13 protein-coding genes are annotated in these 13,414 nt (G+C 71.1%); 3 read left to right on the plus strand and 10 right to left on the minus strand.

Going from position 1 to position 13,414, the window contains the following annotated elements:
* From ACFYPJ_RS16665 to ACFYPJ_RS16695, 7 genes are all read right to left on the minus strand, one after another.
* On the minus strand, positions 1–167 hold a 167-nt coding region (locus ACFYPJ_RS16665), incomplete at its 3' end, for an ATP-binding cassette domain-containing protein (protein ID WP_389017561.1).
* Positions 168–504: 337 nt separating this feature from the next.
* On the minus strand, positions 505–1,401 hold the full coding sequence (locus ACFYPJ_RS16670) for an SAM-dependent methyltransferase (protein WP_389016807.1): 897 nt from the start codon (positions 1,399–1,401) through the stop codon (positions 505–507).
* Positions 1,350–2,117: a cysteine hydrolase family protein gene (locus tag ACFYPJ_RS16675; protein ID WP_389016810.1), complete on the minus strand. Its 768-nt coding sequence runs from the start codon at positions 2,115–2,117 to the stop codon at positions 1,350–1,352. The genes ACFYPJ_RS16670 and ACFYPJ_RS16675 overlap by 52 nt, the downstream gene beginning before the upstream one ends.
* Positions 2,114–3,232, minus strand: a complete 1,119-nt coding sequence (locus ACFYPJ_RS16680; RefSeq protein ID WP_389016813.1) for an isocitrate/isopropylmalate family dehydrogenase — start codon at positions 3,230–3,232, stop codon at positions 2,114–2,116. Before ACFYPJ_RS16680 ends, ACFYPJ_RS16675 begins: the two co-directional genes overlap by 4 nt.
* Before the next feature lie 19 nt (positions 3,233–3,251).
* Positions 3,252–3,797, minus strand: coding sequence for an EF-hand domain-containing protein (locus ACFYPJ_RS16685; RefSeq protein WP_389016816.1), 546 nt, complete (start codon positions 3,795–3,797; stop codon positions 3,252–3,254).
* A 395-nt stretch (positions 3,798–4,192) separates the two neighbouring features.
* Entirely contained in the window at positions 4,193–4,672 is a 480-nt protein-coding gene (locus ACFYPJ_RS16690) for a hypothetical protein (protein ID WP_389016819.1), read from the minus strand.
* 245 nt (positions 4,673–4,917) lie between these two features.
* The gene (locus ACFYPJ_RS16695; RefSeq protein ID WP_389017563.1) at positions 4,918–6,156 is read right to left on the minus strand and encodes an MFS transporter; all 1,239 of its coding nucleotides are present in this window, start codon (positions 6,154–6,156) and stop codon (positions 4,918–4,920) included.
* A gap of 184 nt (positions 6,157–6,340) precedes the next feature.
* On the opposite strand from ACFYPJ_RS16695, the gene ACFYPJ_RS16700 reads away from it, so the two are divergent.
* Together ACFYPJ_RS16700 and ACFYPJ_RS16705 are read left to right on the plus strand one after the other, a co-directional pair.
* Entirely contained in the window at positions 6,341–7,414 is a 1,074-nt protein-coding gene (locus ACFYPJ_RS16700) for an ArsR/SmtB family transcription factor (protein WP_389016822.1), read from the plus strand.
* Positions 7,411–7,917, plus strand: a complete 507-nt coding sequence (locus ACFYPJ_RS16705; RefSeq protein ID WP_389016825.1) for a glutathione peroxidase — start codon at positions 7,411–7,413, stop codon at positions 7,915–7,917. Before ACFYPJ_RS16700 ends, ACFYPJ_RS16705 begins: the two co-directional genes overlap by 4 nt.
* 346 nt (positions 7,918–8,263) lie before the next feature.
* Here ACFYPJ_RS16705 and ACFYPJ_RS16710 read toward each other — a convergent pair whose 3' ends face one another.
* The 3 genes from ACFYPJ_RS16710 to ACFYPJ_RS16720 all read right to left on the minus strand — a co-directional run bounded on the left by ACFYPJ_RS16710 (position 8,264) and on the right by ACFYPJ_RS16720 (position 10,563).
* Positions 8,264–8,455, minus strand: coding sequence for a DUF397 domain-containing protein (locus ACFYPJ_RS16710; protein ID WP_389016828.1), 192 nt, complete (start codon positions 8,453–8,455; stop codon positions 8,264–8,266).
* 191 nt (positions 8,456–8,646) lie between these two features.
* Entirely contained in the window at positions 8,647–9,504 is an 858-nt protein-coding gene (locus ACFYPJ_RS16715; protein ID WP_389016831.1) for a helix-turn-helix domain-containing protein, read from the minus strand.
* A 303-nt stretch (positions 9,505–9,807) separates the two neighbouring features.
* Positions 9,808–10,563: a GPP34 family phosphoprotein gene (locus ACFYPJ_RS16720; RefSeq protein ID WP_389016834.1), complete on the minus strand. Its 756-nt coding sequence runs from the start codon at positions 10,561–10,563 to the stop codon at positions 9,808–9,810.
* Between the two features lie 235 nt (positions 10,564–10,798).
* Between ACFYPJ_RS16720 and ACFYPJ_RS16725 the strand changes: the two genes are divergently transcribed.
* Positions 10,799–13,282, plus strand: coding sequence for a D-alanyl-D-alanine carboxypeptidase (locus ACFYPJ_RS16725; protein ID WP_389016837.1), 2,484 nt, complete (start codon positions 10,799–10,801; stop codon positions 13,280–13,282).
* Positions 13,283–13,414 lie beyond the last annotated feature (132 nt).

Here is a 13,414-nt window from a genome sequence, read left to right on the forward strand (position 1 = left end):
GACAGACCCAGCAGCAGACCGAGCAGCGTCGTCTTGCCCGCACCGTTCGGCCCGACCAGACCATGGATCTGACCCTGCGCCACATCCAGGTCCACACCATCGAGCGCGACGACCTCGCCGAAACGTTTCTCGATGCCGCGCGCCCGGACTGCCGGGGATGTGTCCATGAGTCCCTTCCTGACGGCCCTTCCTTCGAAAGCCTCAGGAACCTTAGGTGGGTCACACAACGTTTGGCATGGACAGCTGATTGAACGTTCGCGGAACGGATCGTCAAGGAGGGTCAAGAATTGGCAAGGTGTCCACAGAAGCGGCTTGCAACGGGCCTGGCTTGGGCAAACGTGCCGGGACCTGTCAGCTCAGGGACCCGGATCCCGCAACGGATTTTGCATGGGCGGGGTGGGGGAAACGATGTCGGTCACCCGGGCGGCCCGACAGCCGGCCGGCCGACCGGCCCGTGATGCCGGACCCGGTTCGGCATCACGCGCCGGATGTGGCCCTGCCCGGCTACGGGCGGTGTACGGCGAAGGTCCAGCGGTTGGCGGCCAGGGCGTCGTGGGGTTCCGGACGGGGGCCGCGGCCCAGGCGGTGGCTGTGGTCGAAGGGCGTACAGGTCTGCGTCTGCCAGCCGTGGTGGGTGAGATCGGCAGCCGAATCCGGCCTCGGGTCCGGGTCGAACAGGGCCAGGAGATCGATTCCGATGCGCTCGCGGGCCGCGGTGTAGACCGGGGAGTTGCGGACCGCCGCCGTCTCGGCGATCCGTTTCACCTCGTACGCGAAGGTGCTCCCGGCGGCGCTGTGGGCGGTGACGGCGGCAATGACGCGGCGTTCCGCGGCCGACGGGAGATAGAGGAACAGGCCCTCCGCCAGCCAGGCGGTCGGGCGGGCGGGGTCGAAACCCGCCGCGGTCAGGGCGTCCTGCCAGGTGTCCAGGCACAGGTCAGCGGCGATCGGCACGCGGCGGACGCGGGGCGTGGCCCCCAGAATGTCCAACGTGCGCTGCTTGAAGGCGAGTACCGGTTCCTGGTCGATCTCGAAGACGGCGCTGTCGTGCGGCCAGGGCAGCCGGAAGGCACGGGTGTCCAGTCCGGCGCCGAGCAGGACCACCTGGCGGATGCCCGCCTCGGCGGACTCCAGCAGGTGGTCGTCGAACACCCGGGTGCGCAGCCCGAAGTAGCGGCCGAGTCTGCCCCACAGCGGGTCGGCCTCCCCCTCGGGCACCTCCTCCGGGCGTATCGGCCAGCCCGCGCAGGCGGGGGCGGCGCGCACGAAGTGCCCGGCGTACTCGTCCCGGGCCAGCGCGTCCGGTCTGCCGGTCTCGATGGCCCGTGCCGCGGCCACCATGAGCGCGGTCAGCCCGACGCCTCCGTCGATGTCTGTCGTGTCCGGGACGGTAGCGGCCATGGCTCCGCCTCCTCCTCTTCGGGGTGTCGGGTCCATACGGCGGTGCGGTCGTACGGGGTGACGCGGGCGCCGTAGAGACGGCGCATGAACCGCAGGATCTGCTCATCTGGGGTGTGCAGTGCGGTGGTGCAGTCGCCGAGGACCGTGATGTGGAAGCCCTTCTGGAACGCGGTGCGGGCGGTGCTGTCCACGCAGACGTCGGTGAAGAGGCCGGCGAGGACCAGGTGCCCGGCGCCGCGGTCGACGAGGTGCCGCTCGAAGCCGTCGGAGAGGAAGGCGTCGAAGCACGCCCGCTTGGTGAACACCCGCTCGCCGGGTGCCGGTTCGAGCGGGGCGGAGAAGTCGGCGCCCCAGGTGCCCTCCAGGCATTTGGGCGGCCTGTCCCGCCGGGCTTCCCGGTGCCGCCAGGCGGGCCCCTGATGGACCGGGTCCCCGATGAAACGGACGTACACCACCTCGGTGCCGTGGGACCGGGCCGCCGTCACCGCGCGTGCGGTGTTGGCCACGACGGTGCCCAGCGCCGCCGGGTCGCCGGGGTACCGGGAGGCGGCGAGCGGGCCGGAGCAGAAGTCGTTCTGGAGGTCGACGACGACCAGGACCGTACCCCTGCGGCCGGCCGAAGCCGTAACCGGGAACGAAGGCGGGGACGAGGACGGAGAAGGCGAAGGAGCAGAAGAAGAAGACGAAGGAGAAGAGGGCGGAGACGGGGATGTCATGAGCCGGCCGCCGATGGTGCGGTGGACGCGGAAGCCCGCGCTTCCGCGCCGGGCTCCAGGGCGTCGAGCAGCTCGGTCACCACCTCCGTCGTCGTGTGGTGGCCGCCGAGGTCCGGGGTCCGGATGCCTGCCTGCCGGACGCGGACCAGGGCCCGTTCCGTCGCGGCCACCGCGCCGGGGCAGTCCGCGTACCGCTCGGCGATCGCCGCGGCGGCCCGTACGGTGGCCACCGGGTTGACCAGGTCGGGCCCTTCCAGGTCGTCGGCCGAACCGTGCACCGTCTGGTACTCGACCAGTCCGTGCACCTCCGGGTGCAGATGCACATTGCGGGTGCAGTGGTCCTCCTGGCGCCCGGCGCCGAACCGGTCGAGCAGGACGACGTGCATGATGTCCGCCCACTCGTTGCCCGCCACCAGGACCGTACGGTCGGCCGGACCGTGCGCGATCAGGTTCCGGTTGACCGTGTCCGGCTGGAAGACCCGTACGTCGATGCCGTGCCGCTCGGCGAACTCGCCCGCCCAGTCGTCCAGCGCGCCGTCCAGCAGATGGAACTTGTACGCCATGACGATCCGGTCCGGCCCCTCGCCCGGCCACTCCCGCCGGGCCCGGGCAAGCGCGTACTCCAGGACCTGCTCGGTGATCTCCCGGCTGAACTCCGTGACCCGCCGGACGTGTCCGGGCCGGTGCTCGTTGTCACCGGTGTAGAAGCCCTGCGCCTGGTCCCGGACCAGCAGCAGCCGGGCTCCCCCGGCGTTCAGCGCGTCCACCTTCACGGCCCGCAGCCGCTGCCGCACCAGGTACAGGGTCTGGGCGTTGATCGCCGTACGGAAGATCACCGGGGTGCCCGCCGCGCCCCGTTCGCGGACGAACCGTTCGTAGTGGTCGGCGTCCCGCAGGGTCAGCCGGCGTACCTCCTCGGTGCCGCGGCTCTCCCCCTGGGCGGCGCACGGCCGCAGGGAGAGGTACGAGTGGTAGGTGCGCGCCGAGCGCACCACGGTTATGTGGCTGCCGTACGAGCGGGCGAGCCGGTGCAGGACCCGTTCGAAGACCGCCGCGATCTCCGCACCCGTACCCCGGCCGACGGCCAGCCCGACGACGTGTTCCGCGCTGTTCATGACGCTCCCGGCAGCCGGCTCAGGCCGCCGAGCCGGACCCGGTCCCGGTGACCAGGTGGTCCCCGGGGATGCCCGCCTTGTCCGGTGCGTAGTAGTCCCGGATCCCCTCCACCCAGGTCGGCACCGGGATGCGGTCCTCGGCCGTGGGGCCGAAGGCGTCGAAGAGGGCGTCGATGTTGCCGGGTTCGAAGCCGATCGCCGTCATCAGGGCCATGAAGTCCGGGCGTTCGATGAGTCCGTCGCCGTCCGGGTCGCCGAGGGTGGCCAGGGCCTCGGCGAACGCGGTGATCGTGGCGTCGAAGCGCTCCGGCGAGAGCACGCAGGCGGTGTACTCCTCGAAGCTGATCACGCCGTCGCCGTTGGCGTCCAGCTCGGTCAGCAGCGTGGTCCAGTAGCGCTCGAAGGCGGCCCGCATGGCGTCCTTGGCCGCGTCGTCGGACCGGGATGCCACGGCGACCACCCGGTCGCCCATGAGCGTGAAGTCCTCGGCATCCAGAACTCCGTTGCCGTTCGCGTCCAGCAGGGAGAAGACGAGTGCGACCCGCTGGGTGGCCTCTGCGCGCATGACTTCGTGACCTCTCGTTACGCCGCGTCGCGGAGCGGGCGCGGACGCCGCCGGCACCCCGCTCCGTACGGCCGGACGTCGCCCGGCCCGAGGGATGGATGTCCCCGGGCCGGAGGCGTATGCGAGCGAGCCGTCCGGTTCCCCGAAAAGGCTGAACTGGTGTGCCTTTTCTGTGTGTTCGGGTTTCAGCGGCGGGCGGGTGCGCGGATGACGTGGTCGCCGTCGCCGAAGGGGAGCACGCCGCGGGTACGGACCTACCGGCCGCGACGGCCCCGGAGCCCGATCGAGCCTGAATGGATCAGCTCAGCGCGGCAGCCGGCAAGACCACCGCGCCGAGCGGCGTGCCGGCGAAACCACCGCCTTCTGACGGGCAGATCGCCGACATGATGCGGCTGTCAGCGCGCAGGACCCCGACTGGCCCTGTGCCGATGAGTGTGGTCGGCCGGAGGCGTCTGCGAGTGCCCCGTTACTCGCCGAGCATTGTTGGAGGGGCCCGCCGCGGCATAGTGCGCCCCCGCATCCTGGTTCAGGATCGCCTTCCTCCTCCGCTCGTACGCCAACCCGGCTTCCAGCCATTGGTCCGTGGCATTAATATGACTTGCCTGGACGTCCGCGAACCACTGCTGGAACTGCATCTGCAACTCAGCGGATCGCCCCTTCTGATTCGAAGGGTGCACCTCCGCCAAGCTCCGGTCGAGCGACTCTGCGGTGCTCTTGAAATGGTCACGCCAGCTTTTCGCATCAGATTCCATTTGCGTGGTTTGGCCATCCCATGTGTACTTGCCCGCACTCCTGTCTTTGTTGGCTGATTGCAAATCTTTGAGTTCGCGCATCTTGTTCCGTTGTTCTTCGGTGTAAAAACTCTTGGGGGGCACTGTTCTTGCCTCTCTTTCTGTGACCTGCGGCGGTGCGCAGCCGCCTCTGTGCTCGGCCTTCTGGTCGACAACGTGCGAGAAGCAGATCTGGGTTCAATCGGGGGCGGGGTCGGAGGCGAGAAGAACACGGCCCGCGGACCCGTGCGTCACCCGGCAGCGGTCCGGCCACGGGACTGCCATGCGCGACATCCGACAGCACAGCCGCCACCGGACCACGGACCACGGACCACGGACCACAACGCGGGTCAACCGACCGGGTTACGAGGCACCCTGCCGGCACGCTTCCCGCCGCCGCGGCCCGCCGCCGCCAGCGCCAGCGTGACCGCGAGAGATGCCGCCGCCAGCACCGTCATCGCCGTGCCGGGCGAGGTGAGTTGGGCCGCCGAGCCGGCCAGCGCGGCGCCCACGCCCTGCATGGTCAGCATGCCCGCCGAGTGCAGCCCGAGGGCGTGACCGCTGAGTTCGTCCGGAGTCAGCGCCATCAGTTGCTCCTGCTGCACCAGGCTCGCGCCGAAGCCCACGGAGGCCACGGCGACGCAGACCGCGGCGAGCGGGAGAGCCGGATGCAGGGCGAACACCGTGTACGGCACCGCGAGCAGCACGAGCAGCGGAGTCGCCAGCCGGGCCCGCACCCCCTGGGGCAGCAGCCTGCCGACGGTCAGGTCGCCGACGAGCATGCCCAGCGCCCCGCAGGCGAACAGGGTGCCCGCGGCGCTCGGGGCGTACGACACGTAGAGGGATTCGCAGCCGACGACCAGACCGTTGGGCACCCACAGGCCCAGATAGGTCAGGCGGCGCGGGCGGGTCGACCACAGGACCGCGTTGGTGCGCCAGGTGGCCGCGACCGAGGGGCGGCCGGTCGCCCGGGGCGGGCGCACGCTCAGACCGAACCGCAGCACGAGGGCCCCGGCCAGGTACAGCACGGTGGACAGCAGCAGCGAGGCGCGCGGGGAGAGGACGGCGACCAGGAGCCCGCCGACCGCGTACCCGGTGATCTGCATGATCCCGCTCATCATGTTGAACACCGACCGCCCCAGCAGATAGCCGTCCTTGCTGAGGATCTCGTTCAGCAGGCCCCAGCGGACCCCGCCGCCGAGGGACGCGACCAGGCCGAGGACGAGGACGACGCCGAAGACCCCGGCGATCGGCAGGCCGGGCAGCGCGAGGGCCGCCGTACCGGCCGCGAAGGCGAGGGAGATGCCCACCAGGGCGGCCCGTGGGCGCAGCCGGTCGGAACCCGACAGGAAGAGGGTCGCGCCCAGCACCTGGGCGAGCGACGGACCGAACATGCTCAGCGCGGACAGCAGCGGCGAGTCCGTCGCCCGGTACACGAGCGTGCCGAGGGCGAGACCGCTGACGGTCTGCGCGGCGGTGTGCGCGGCGGTGGAGAAGAAGAGGGGGGCGAACTCCGGGGTACGGAAGAGGGTCCGAAATCCCGGGCGGACGGAAGCCGCGCCGCCGGATACCGGGTCGGCGGCGGACATCGGGTCCGTGACGGAGATCGAATCCGAGGCGGAGACCGGGTCCGTGGCAGATACCGGGTCCCCGGTGGGGTGTGTTGCGCGGGCGGGAGGTTCGGTGCTGGGCATGGACGGAGTCTTGGGGGCGGGTGGCGCCGGCCGTTATTGTTTCGCTGGAGCGCGAAACGTCGTACGGGAGGAGGCAGCCGTGGGCTGGTGGCAGGTGAACGCCGACACGCTCGCCCGCAGCCGGTTCCTGCTCTCCCCGCTCGACGAGACCTTCGCCGCCCTGAAGCTGCTGCACGTGGGCGTGGGGGCGCATCCCGGTGAGACGGAGTGGCTGCGCACGCATCGGCCCGCGTACCGGGCCCGGCTGGCGGCCGACCCGGTCACCGCGCTGCTGGTGAAGGCGGGTCTGCCGCGGACGACCGCGCGGCGCCCGCGCGGCGCGGGCGGCGGATCGTGGGCCGGCCGGGAACCGGAGGGATGGATCGCGGACTTCCTCACGCCCCCGCCGCGCGACGGCGAGACCTTCGAGGAGGCCGTGGCCCGGGTGCGGGCGGCCCGCCCGGAGGCGGCGCGCGCGCAGCTGCGGGTGTCCCTCGGCGGCCCGGTCCCCGCCGAGCTGCACCGCGACGACCTGCCCGACCGGGCGGCCACCCTGCTGGAGTACGTCTGGGACCAGACCGTACGGCCGTACTGGGCCCGGCGCAGGCGCATCCTGGAGGCGGACGTGGCCGCGCGGACCGCGCAGGTCAGCCGGGGCGGCTGGGCGGCGGCGCTGGACACGCTCGTGCCGGGGCGCACCCGCTGGCTCGGCGAGAACCGGCTCCAGGTGAACCTGCACGAGTTCCCGCCCCGGGAGATCTCCGGCGCGGAGCTGGTGTTCGTGCCGGTGACCGTGCAGACGGGGTGGGTGTCCTGGGCGGACGGGGACCGGTACGCCGTGATCTACCCGTGCGCGGGCGCGCTGGCCGACGCCGGGGACCGGTCCGTGCCCGCGAGCCTGGGCGCCCTGCTCGGCGCGGCCCGGGCCGAGGTCCTGGTGCTGCTCGGCTCCCCGATGAGCACGACCCAGCTGACGGCGGTGACCGGGCAGGCGCTCGGGTCGGTCGGGCGGCATCTGAAGGTGCTGCTGGACGCGGGTCTGGTGACCCGGCGGCGGGCCGGGCGGTCGGTGCTGTACTCACGGGCCGCGGCGGGCCAGGTCCTCATCGAGGCCGGCGCCCCCGGACCCTCGGCCACCGTCCCGGCGCCCACCGGAGCTAGCATCCGGTCATGACGACCACAGATCAGAACAATTCCGTGCTGAATGTCGAGATCGGCGCCCTCCAGGGCGGCACCGCGGATCTGCCGCAGTACGCGGGCAGGGCCGTGCTCATCGTGAACGTGGCCTCCAAGTGCGGTCTGACGCCGCAGTACGCGGGTCTTGAGCGGCTCCAGGAGCGGTACGCCGCCCAGGGCTTCACCGTGCTCGGCGTGCCCTGCAACCAGTTCCTCGGGCAGGAGCCCGGCACCGCGGAGGAGATCACCGAGTTCTGTTCCGCGACGTACGGGGTGACCTTCCCGATGACTGAGAAGGTCGAGGTGAACGGGGCGGGACGGCACGTGCTGTACGAGCGGCTGACCGGGTTCGCCGACGCCGAGGGGCACAGCGGGGACATCCGCTGGAACTTCGAGAAGTTCCTGCTCGGCCGGGACGGCACGGTCGTCGCCCGGTTCGCGCCGCAGACCGAGCCGGAGTCGGCGGAGGTCGTCGCGGCCATCGAGGGCCAACTCGGCTGAACGGCTGCTGACCCCGCCCCTCGGGCAGGGCGGAGCGGACCGGCCCGCCGCCCACTGGGCGAAGGCCGAGGGGCGGCGGCCGGCGCCGTACGACGGAGAGCGGCGGCCGGCACCGTACGGCGGGAAGCGGAACGGCAGCGGGAAGCGGGAGAGCCGCGGGGAGCCGGAGAACGGCGGGGAGCCGGGGAGCCGGAGAGCAGCAGGAAACGGGACCGCCACGGGGAGCGGAAAAGGGGCGAGCCCCCTCGGCAAGGACGGCGATCTGGTCGAGAGGGCTCTGGGTCGAGCTTGTGCAGTTATGGCTTGTGCAGTTGTCGTCGGAATCCGGCAAGGTCAGGAAGGCTCCCTACGCCTTGACCGTTGCCACGAAGGCGTTCCACGCGTCGGCGGGGAAGGCCAGGACGGGCCCCTCGGAAACCTTGGAGTCGCGTACGACGAGTCCTGCGGTCGCGGGCGACTTGACCTCGACGCACGCGCCGTTCCCAGCGGAGTAGGAGGACTTCGTCCACGTCGCCGTGGCGCCCTGAAGCAGTGCCATGTTCACTCCTGTTGCGAGTTGCTCTGGTGTGATTCACGCCAACCCGGTCTTCCCGACTGGCGTGATCGACGCTACTCGTCAACTTCCGCGTCCGGAGGCGCCGTTCACCCGACCGGATGGCTTATTCGAGGAGTCGCTTCCGGTTATTCGGCAGCCCCGTGTACGATGCCGCGCCCTGCCCGGCACACCACTCAACTGGCGTACCTCTTCGCCGCATTCCAGATGAACTGCCGGGACTGTTCCACATTCAGGGACTGTGCCCGCAGATGTTCGTACATCACCGCGTACCGCTGGACGTCGTGAGCCTTCTCCAGGTACAGGTCGCTGGTGACGCCCTCCAGGTACACCACGCTGGAGTCGGCCGCGTCCGCGAACTCCAGGATCGCGTACTGCCCGTTGAGCCCGGGATGCGCCCCGACCTCGAACGGCAGCACCTGCACGGTGACGTGGGGCAGCTGGGACATCTCGATCAGATACTCAAGCTGCTCGTGCATCACGCGGTCGGTGCCCACCCGGCGGAGCAGCGCCGCCTCGTCCAGCACCACCCACAGGCGCAGCGGGTTGTGCTCGGCGCTGATACGTTCCTGTCGCCGCATCCGCACCTGGACCCGCTTCTCGATGTCCTCGGTCGACGTCTCCGGCAGCGCCCCCTGCACCAGGGCCTCCGCGTACGCCCGGGTCTGCAGCAGCCCGGTGACGAGCTGGGGTTCGTACACGCGCAGCGACTCGGCGTCGGTCTCCAGGCCGATGTACACGCTGTACGGGATGTCCCCGAACGCATGCCACCAGCCCTGCTGCCGCGAGTCCCGGGCCATCTCCATCAGCGAGTCGACGATCCGCTGGTCCTCGACCTCGTACACCCCGCACAGGTCGCGCACGTCACGCTGGCTGATGCTGCGCCGCCCGTTCTCCAGCCGGCTGATCTTCGACTGCGACACCAGCAGTCGCTCCGCCACCTCCTCCGCCGTCATGCCCTTGAGCTCGCGGAGCCTGCGCAGCTCCTGGCCCAACCGGCGTCGTCTGACGGTGGGATTGACATGGGACGCCACGGGTCGTGCACCTCCGGCTGACTGCCTGTACCTGGCACTTTGCGTATCTGCTGTTGAGCAGACTGCCACCAAGGTGCTTGCTACCGCTGGGAAACCGTGGATATACGGCGCGTACGCATCAGTTCAACGGCGCACGACAGACGGTCGAGCGGGGCGGCGAGACAGACAGTGTCTCACCACCCCGCCCCGACCAGCGGCTCCCGAACCGGGTCCGGGGACTGACGGTGCGGCATATGTTGACGCTGATGCTTGGCGCTGACGCGCCGCACGGCCGGGCGTCGCGCGGTGCCGTGGAACTGCGGCTCAATGGACCGCGGCACGCGCCATCGAACCGTGGTGCGGCTGCATCGGAACCCCGCGCGCGGGTTCCGCCCCCGGCCGGGCACCTGGTCCTGCCGGGCGGCCGGCAGGCGCGGTACCGCGGCGCGGCTGGACGGCCACACCGTTCTGGACGTCCATCACGGCGTGCGCCACGAGGCCGCCCATCGGGTCGTGCCTGATCAGATCCCGCAGCCGGGAACGGGACGAGCGTCCCTCGTTGCCCGGATACAGGTGCTTGCCGAGGCCGACCGCGTGCGCCAGGGCGGCGAGCGCCGCGGTCCGCGGGTCCGGCGGTACGCCGGTGCGGATCGCGCAATCCAGCCGGGAACGGATCTCCCGGCTGATGGCGGTGTCCGTCGCCTGGTAGCGAGTCGTCGGCAGCACCCCGCACATCTGACCCGGTACGGCATGCACCATGCCGCACCGCTCCAGATGTGACAGGTAGGTCTGGCGGAGCCCCAGTCGTGGCCCGCCGATCCAGTGGACGGCGCGTACCGGAGCGCCGCGCCTGCGCAGCAACTCCAACGCACTGTCCAGAGTCGGATCTCCTGTCGGCCGTGGTACCACCACGGCGATACGATCCCCGTCTGGGGCTATCCGTCCGGCCAGCGCCAGCTCCACTAGCTGTGCTCCGGCCAGACCGAGATCGAGCGACTGCGGCTGTGCAGTGGTACCCGTGGTCGGGTCCAGTGCCAGCAGCAGAAGCTCCTCCGGAATAGTTCTGCGGCTCCTGCCCATCCATGCCTCCCCGCGTGGATGAATGACAGGGTGACCCCTCTCACATTGGTCTGTCGAGAGTGCGTGACCGGTTCGTAAGGGAACCGGTAGGTATGTCGTTCTCGTCTACCGCTTTGGTTTGGTTCACACACAGGACACTGGTACATGGTTCGGACAGCGGCAGGGAGGCGTGGTCCGAGCGGGATTTGCGGTCAACAGCGGTCGGTTCGGCACACGCACGGAGGACGTGCGGCACATGAAGGAGGCATCGGTGGCGGGCGAGTCCCCCGACAGGTCGAAGCAGCGCGAGTCGTCGGCAGAGCAGACGTCGGGGAGCGGGGGTGCGGTTCCCGAGCCACGTGATCCCCGGTTCGCGGTGGCCCGCGAGTCGGAGTCGCGCGGGGGCGTGGACACGGTGACCAAGGTGCTGTCGGTACGGGAGGCTCCGGCCGAACGGGAGACTCCGGCCGACGACGGGAACGGCGACGAGCACGACGCCGCGCACGGCGACACGCACAGCGGCGAGAACAGCGGCGAGAACAGGTCGGGGGCGGCCGACGGCGGCTCCGAGACCGACGGAACGGGTGAGACCGGCCTGCGGGCGGCTGTGGCGGCCTGGGTGCGCCCCGGGGACTCCGCCGACGCGGAGCCCGCGGAAGACGCCGCCGAGTCGCGTCCCGGGGCCTCTGAGCCGGAAGCGGAGGGCTCCGTCGACATCCCGGCCCCCTCCCGGCCGGCCAACGCCCCTCAGGCGCCCACGGCCTCCGAGGACGAGACCGGGGCCCCGGAAGCGGAAGCGGACGTGGAACCGGACGCAAGTCCGATGGAAGACGCGGGTCCGGAGGCGGATGCGGGCCCGAACACGGGTCAGGCGGACGCCGGTCCGGACGGCGACCGCGAGGACGATGCCGGGCCCGCCGAGGGCAGCGCCGACGAGGACGCCGGCAACGGCTCAACGGCCGCCCGGGCAGGCGCCGATGACCCCGAGGACGGCGACAAGGCCCCCAAGGACGGCGGAAAGAGTCCCGACGGCGGCAGGACCGCCGAGGATGACGGCAAGACCACCGAAGGCGGCGACAAACCCGCCAAGGACAGCGGCAAGACCGCCGGAGACGGCGACAAAGCCCCCGAGGGCAGCGGCGACACCACCGGCGACGACGGCAAGTCCGCCGAGGACGACGGCAAGGCTGCCGCGCCCGTGCAGGATTCGCCGACCGCCGTTTTCAAGGCCGTACGGGCGCCCGAGAAGCCGCAGGTCGATCAGCCGACGACCACGCTCAAGGTCGGCGGCACCGGGAAGCCCGCCGCACCGGAGCCCGAGTCCGAGCGCACCAGCACGTTCGTCGCGCTCAAGCCCCTCGACGACCCGGCCGCCCGCAAGCCCAGGCCGGCCCCCGCCGAAGCCACCGCCCAGGCCCCCCGGCTCGGCCCCGAGCGCACCGCGCAGCAGCCGCTCCCGCCCAAGCCCCCGCTGGACCTGCTGGCCGAGTTGACGAACACGCCGCCGCCTCCGCAGACCCCGGTCCGCACGCTCATCCGCCGGGTCAAGATCTGGACCCCGCTGGTCCTGCTGCTCGTGGTCGTCTTTGCCGTCGTACAGGCTTTTCGCCCGCTGCCCTCCCCCCGGCTCGACCTCACCGCGCAGCAGACGTACACCTTCGACGGCGGCAAGGCGTCGCTGCCGTGGCCGTCCGCCGGGGAAGGTGCGCTCGATGTGCAGGGCATCGGCTCGTTCGGCTCGTCCGGCACTCAGCGGTCCGTGCCGATCGCCAGTGTGGCCAAGGTCATGACCGCGTACCTGATATTGCGCGACCACCCGCTCAAGGGCAGCGGCGAGGGACCGAAGATCAACGTCGACAAAAGGGCCGAGGACCAGGCGACCGCTGACGGCGAGTCGACGGTGGAGGTCCGCGCGGGCGACAGCATCACCGAACGGGAGGCCCTTGAGGGCGTGCTGATCGCTTCCGCGAACAACGTGGCGCGACTGCTCGCCCGGTGGGACGCGGGTTCGGAGAAGGCGTTCGTGGCGAAGATGAACGCCGCCGCGAAGGACCTGGGCATGACCCGGACGACGTACACGGACCCGTCGGGCCTGGAGAAGACGACGGTCAGCACGGCCGTGGACCAGGTGAAGCTGGCGAAGGCCGCGATGCAGGACCCCGCCTTCCGGGAAGTCGCCCAGATGATGGAGTACACCGACTACAAGGGCACCACGCACAGCAACTGGAACCGTCTGGTCGGCTCCAACGGCGTCATCGGCATCAAGACCGGCACCACCACCGCGGCCGGCGGCAACCTGGTCTTCGCCGCGGTCAAGGAGGTCGGCGACGAGACCAAGACCATCGTCGGTGCCGTGCTCGGCCAGGGTCCCGGCGGTGCGGACAACACGATCCTCAGCGGCGCCCTCGACGCGGCCGACAAGCTGATCCGGGCCGCGCAGGACGCGCTCCAGGCGGCGACGATCCTGAAGAAGGGCGATGTCGTCGGGTACGTCGACGACGGGCTCGGCGGCCGTACCCCGGTCGTGATCACCAAGGACGTCCCGGCGGTCGGCTGGGCCGGTCTGCAGGTCCGGCTCTCCTTCGCCGCCGACAACGTGCCGCACACCGCGAAGGCCGGCACGACGGTCGGCACCCTCACGGTGGGCGACGGTACGAGCGGCGCGGTGAAGGTTCCGGTCGCGTTGCAGCAGGATCTGGCGGAACCCGGCTTCACGGACAAACTCACCCGTATCACCTGATTCGCGGCGCCGTTCCGTCGGCGCACGCGGCCCGTGCCCGCCTCCGCTCTGCCCCCCGCACCCCGTCGCCGGGGCCCCCACCCGGGAGCCCCGCGGCGGGGTGCGTGCTAGCGTCACGAATCGGGGCAGGCC

It is taken from the genome of Streptomyces sp. NPDC006012 (assembly GCF_042871185.1).
Classification (GTDB): domain Bacteria; phylum Actinomycetota; class Actinomycetes; order Streptomycetales; family Streptomycetaceae; genus Streptomyces.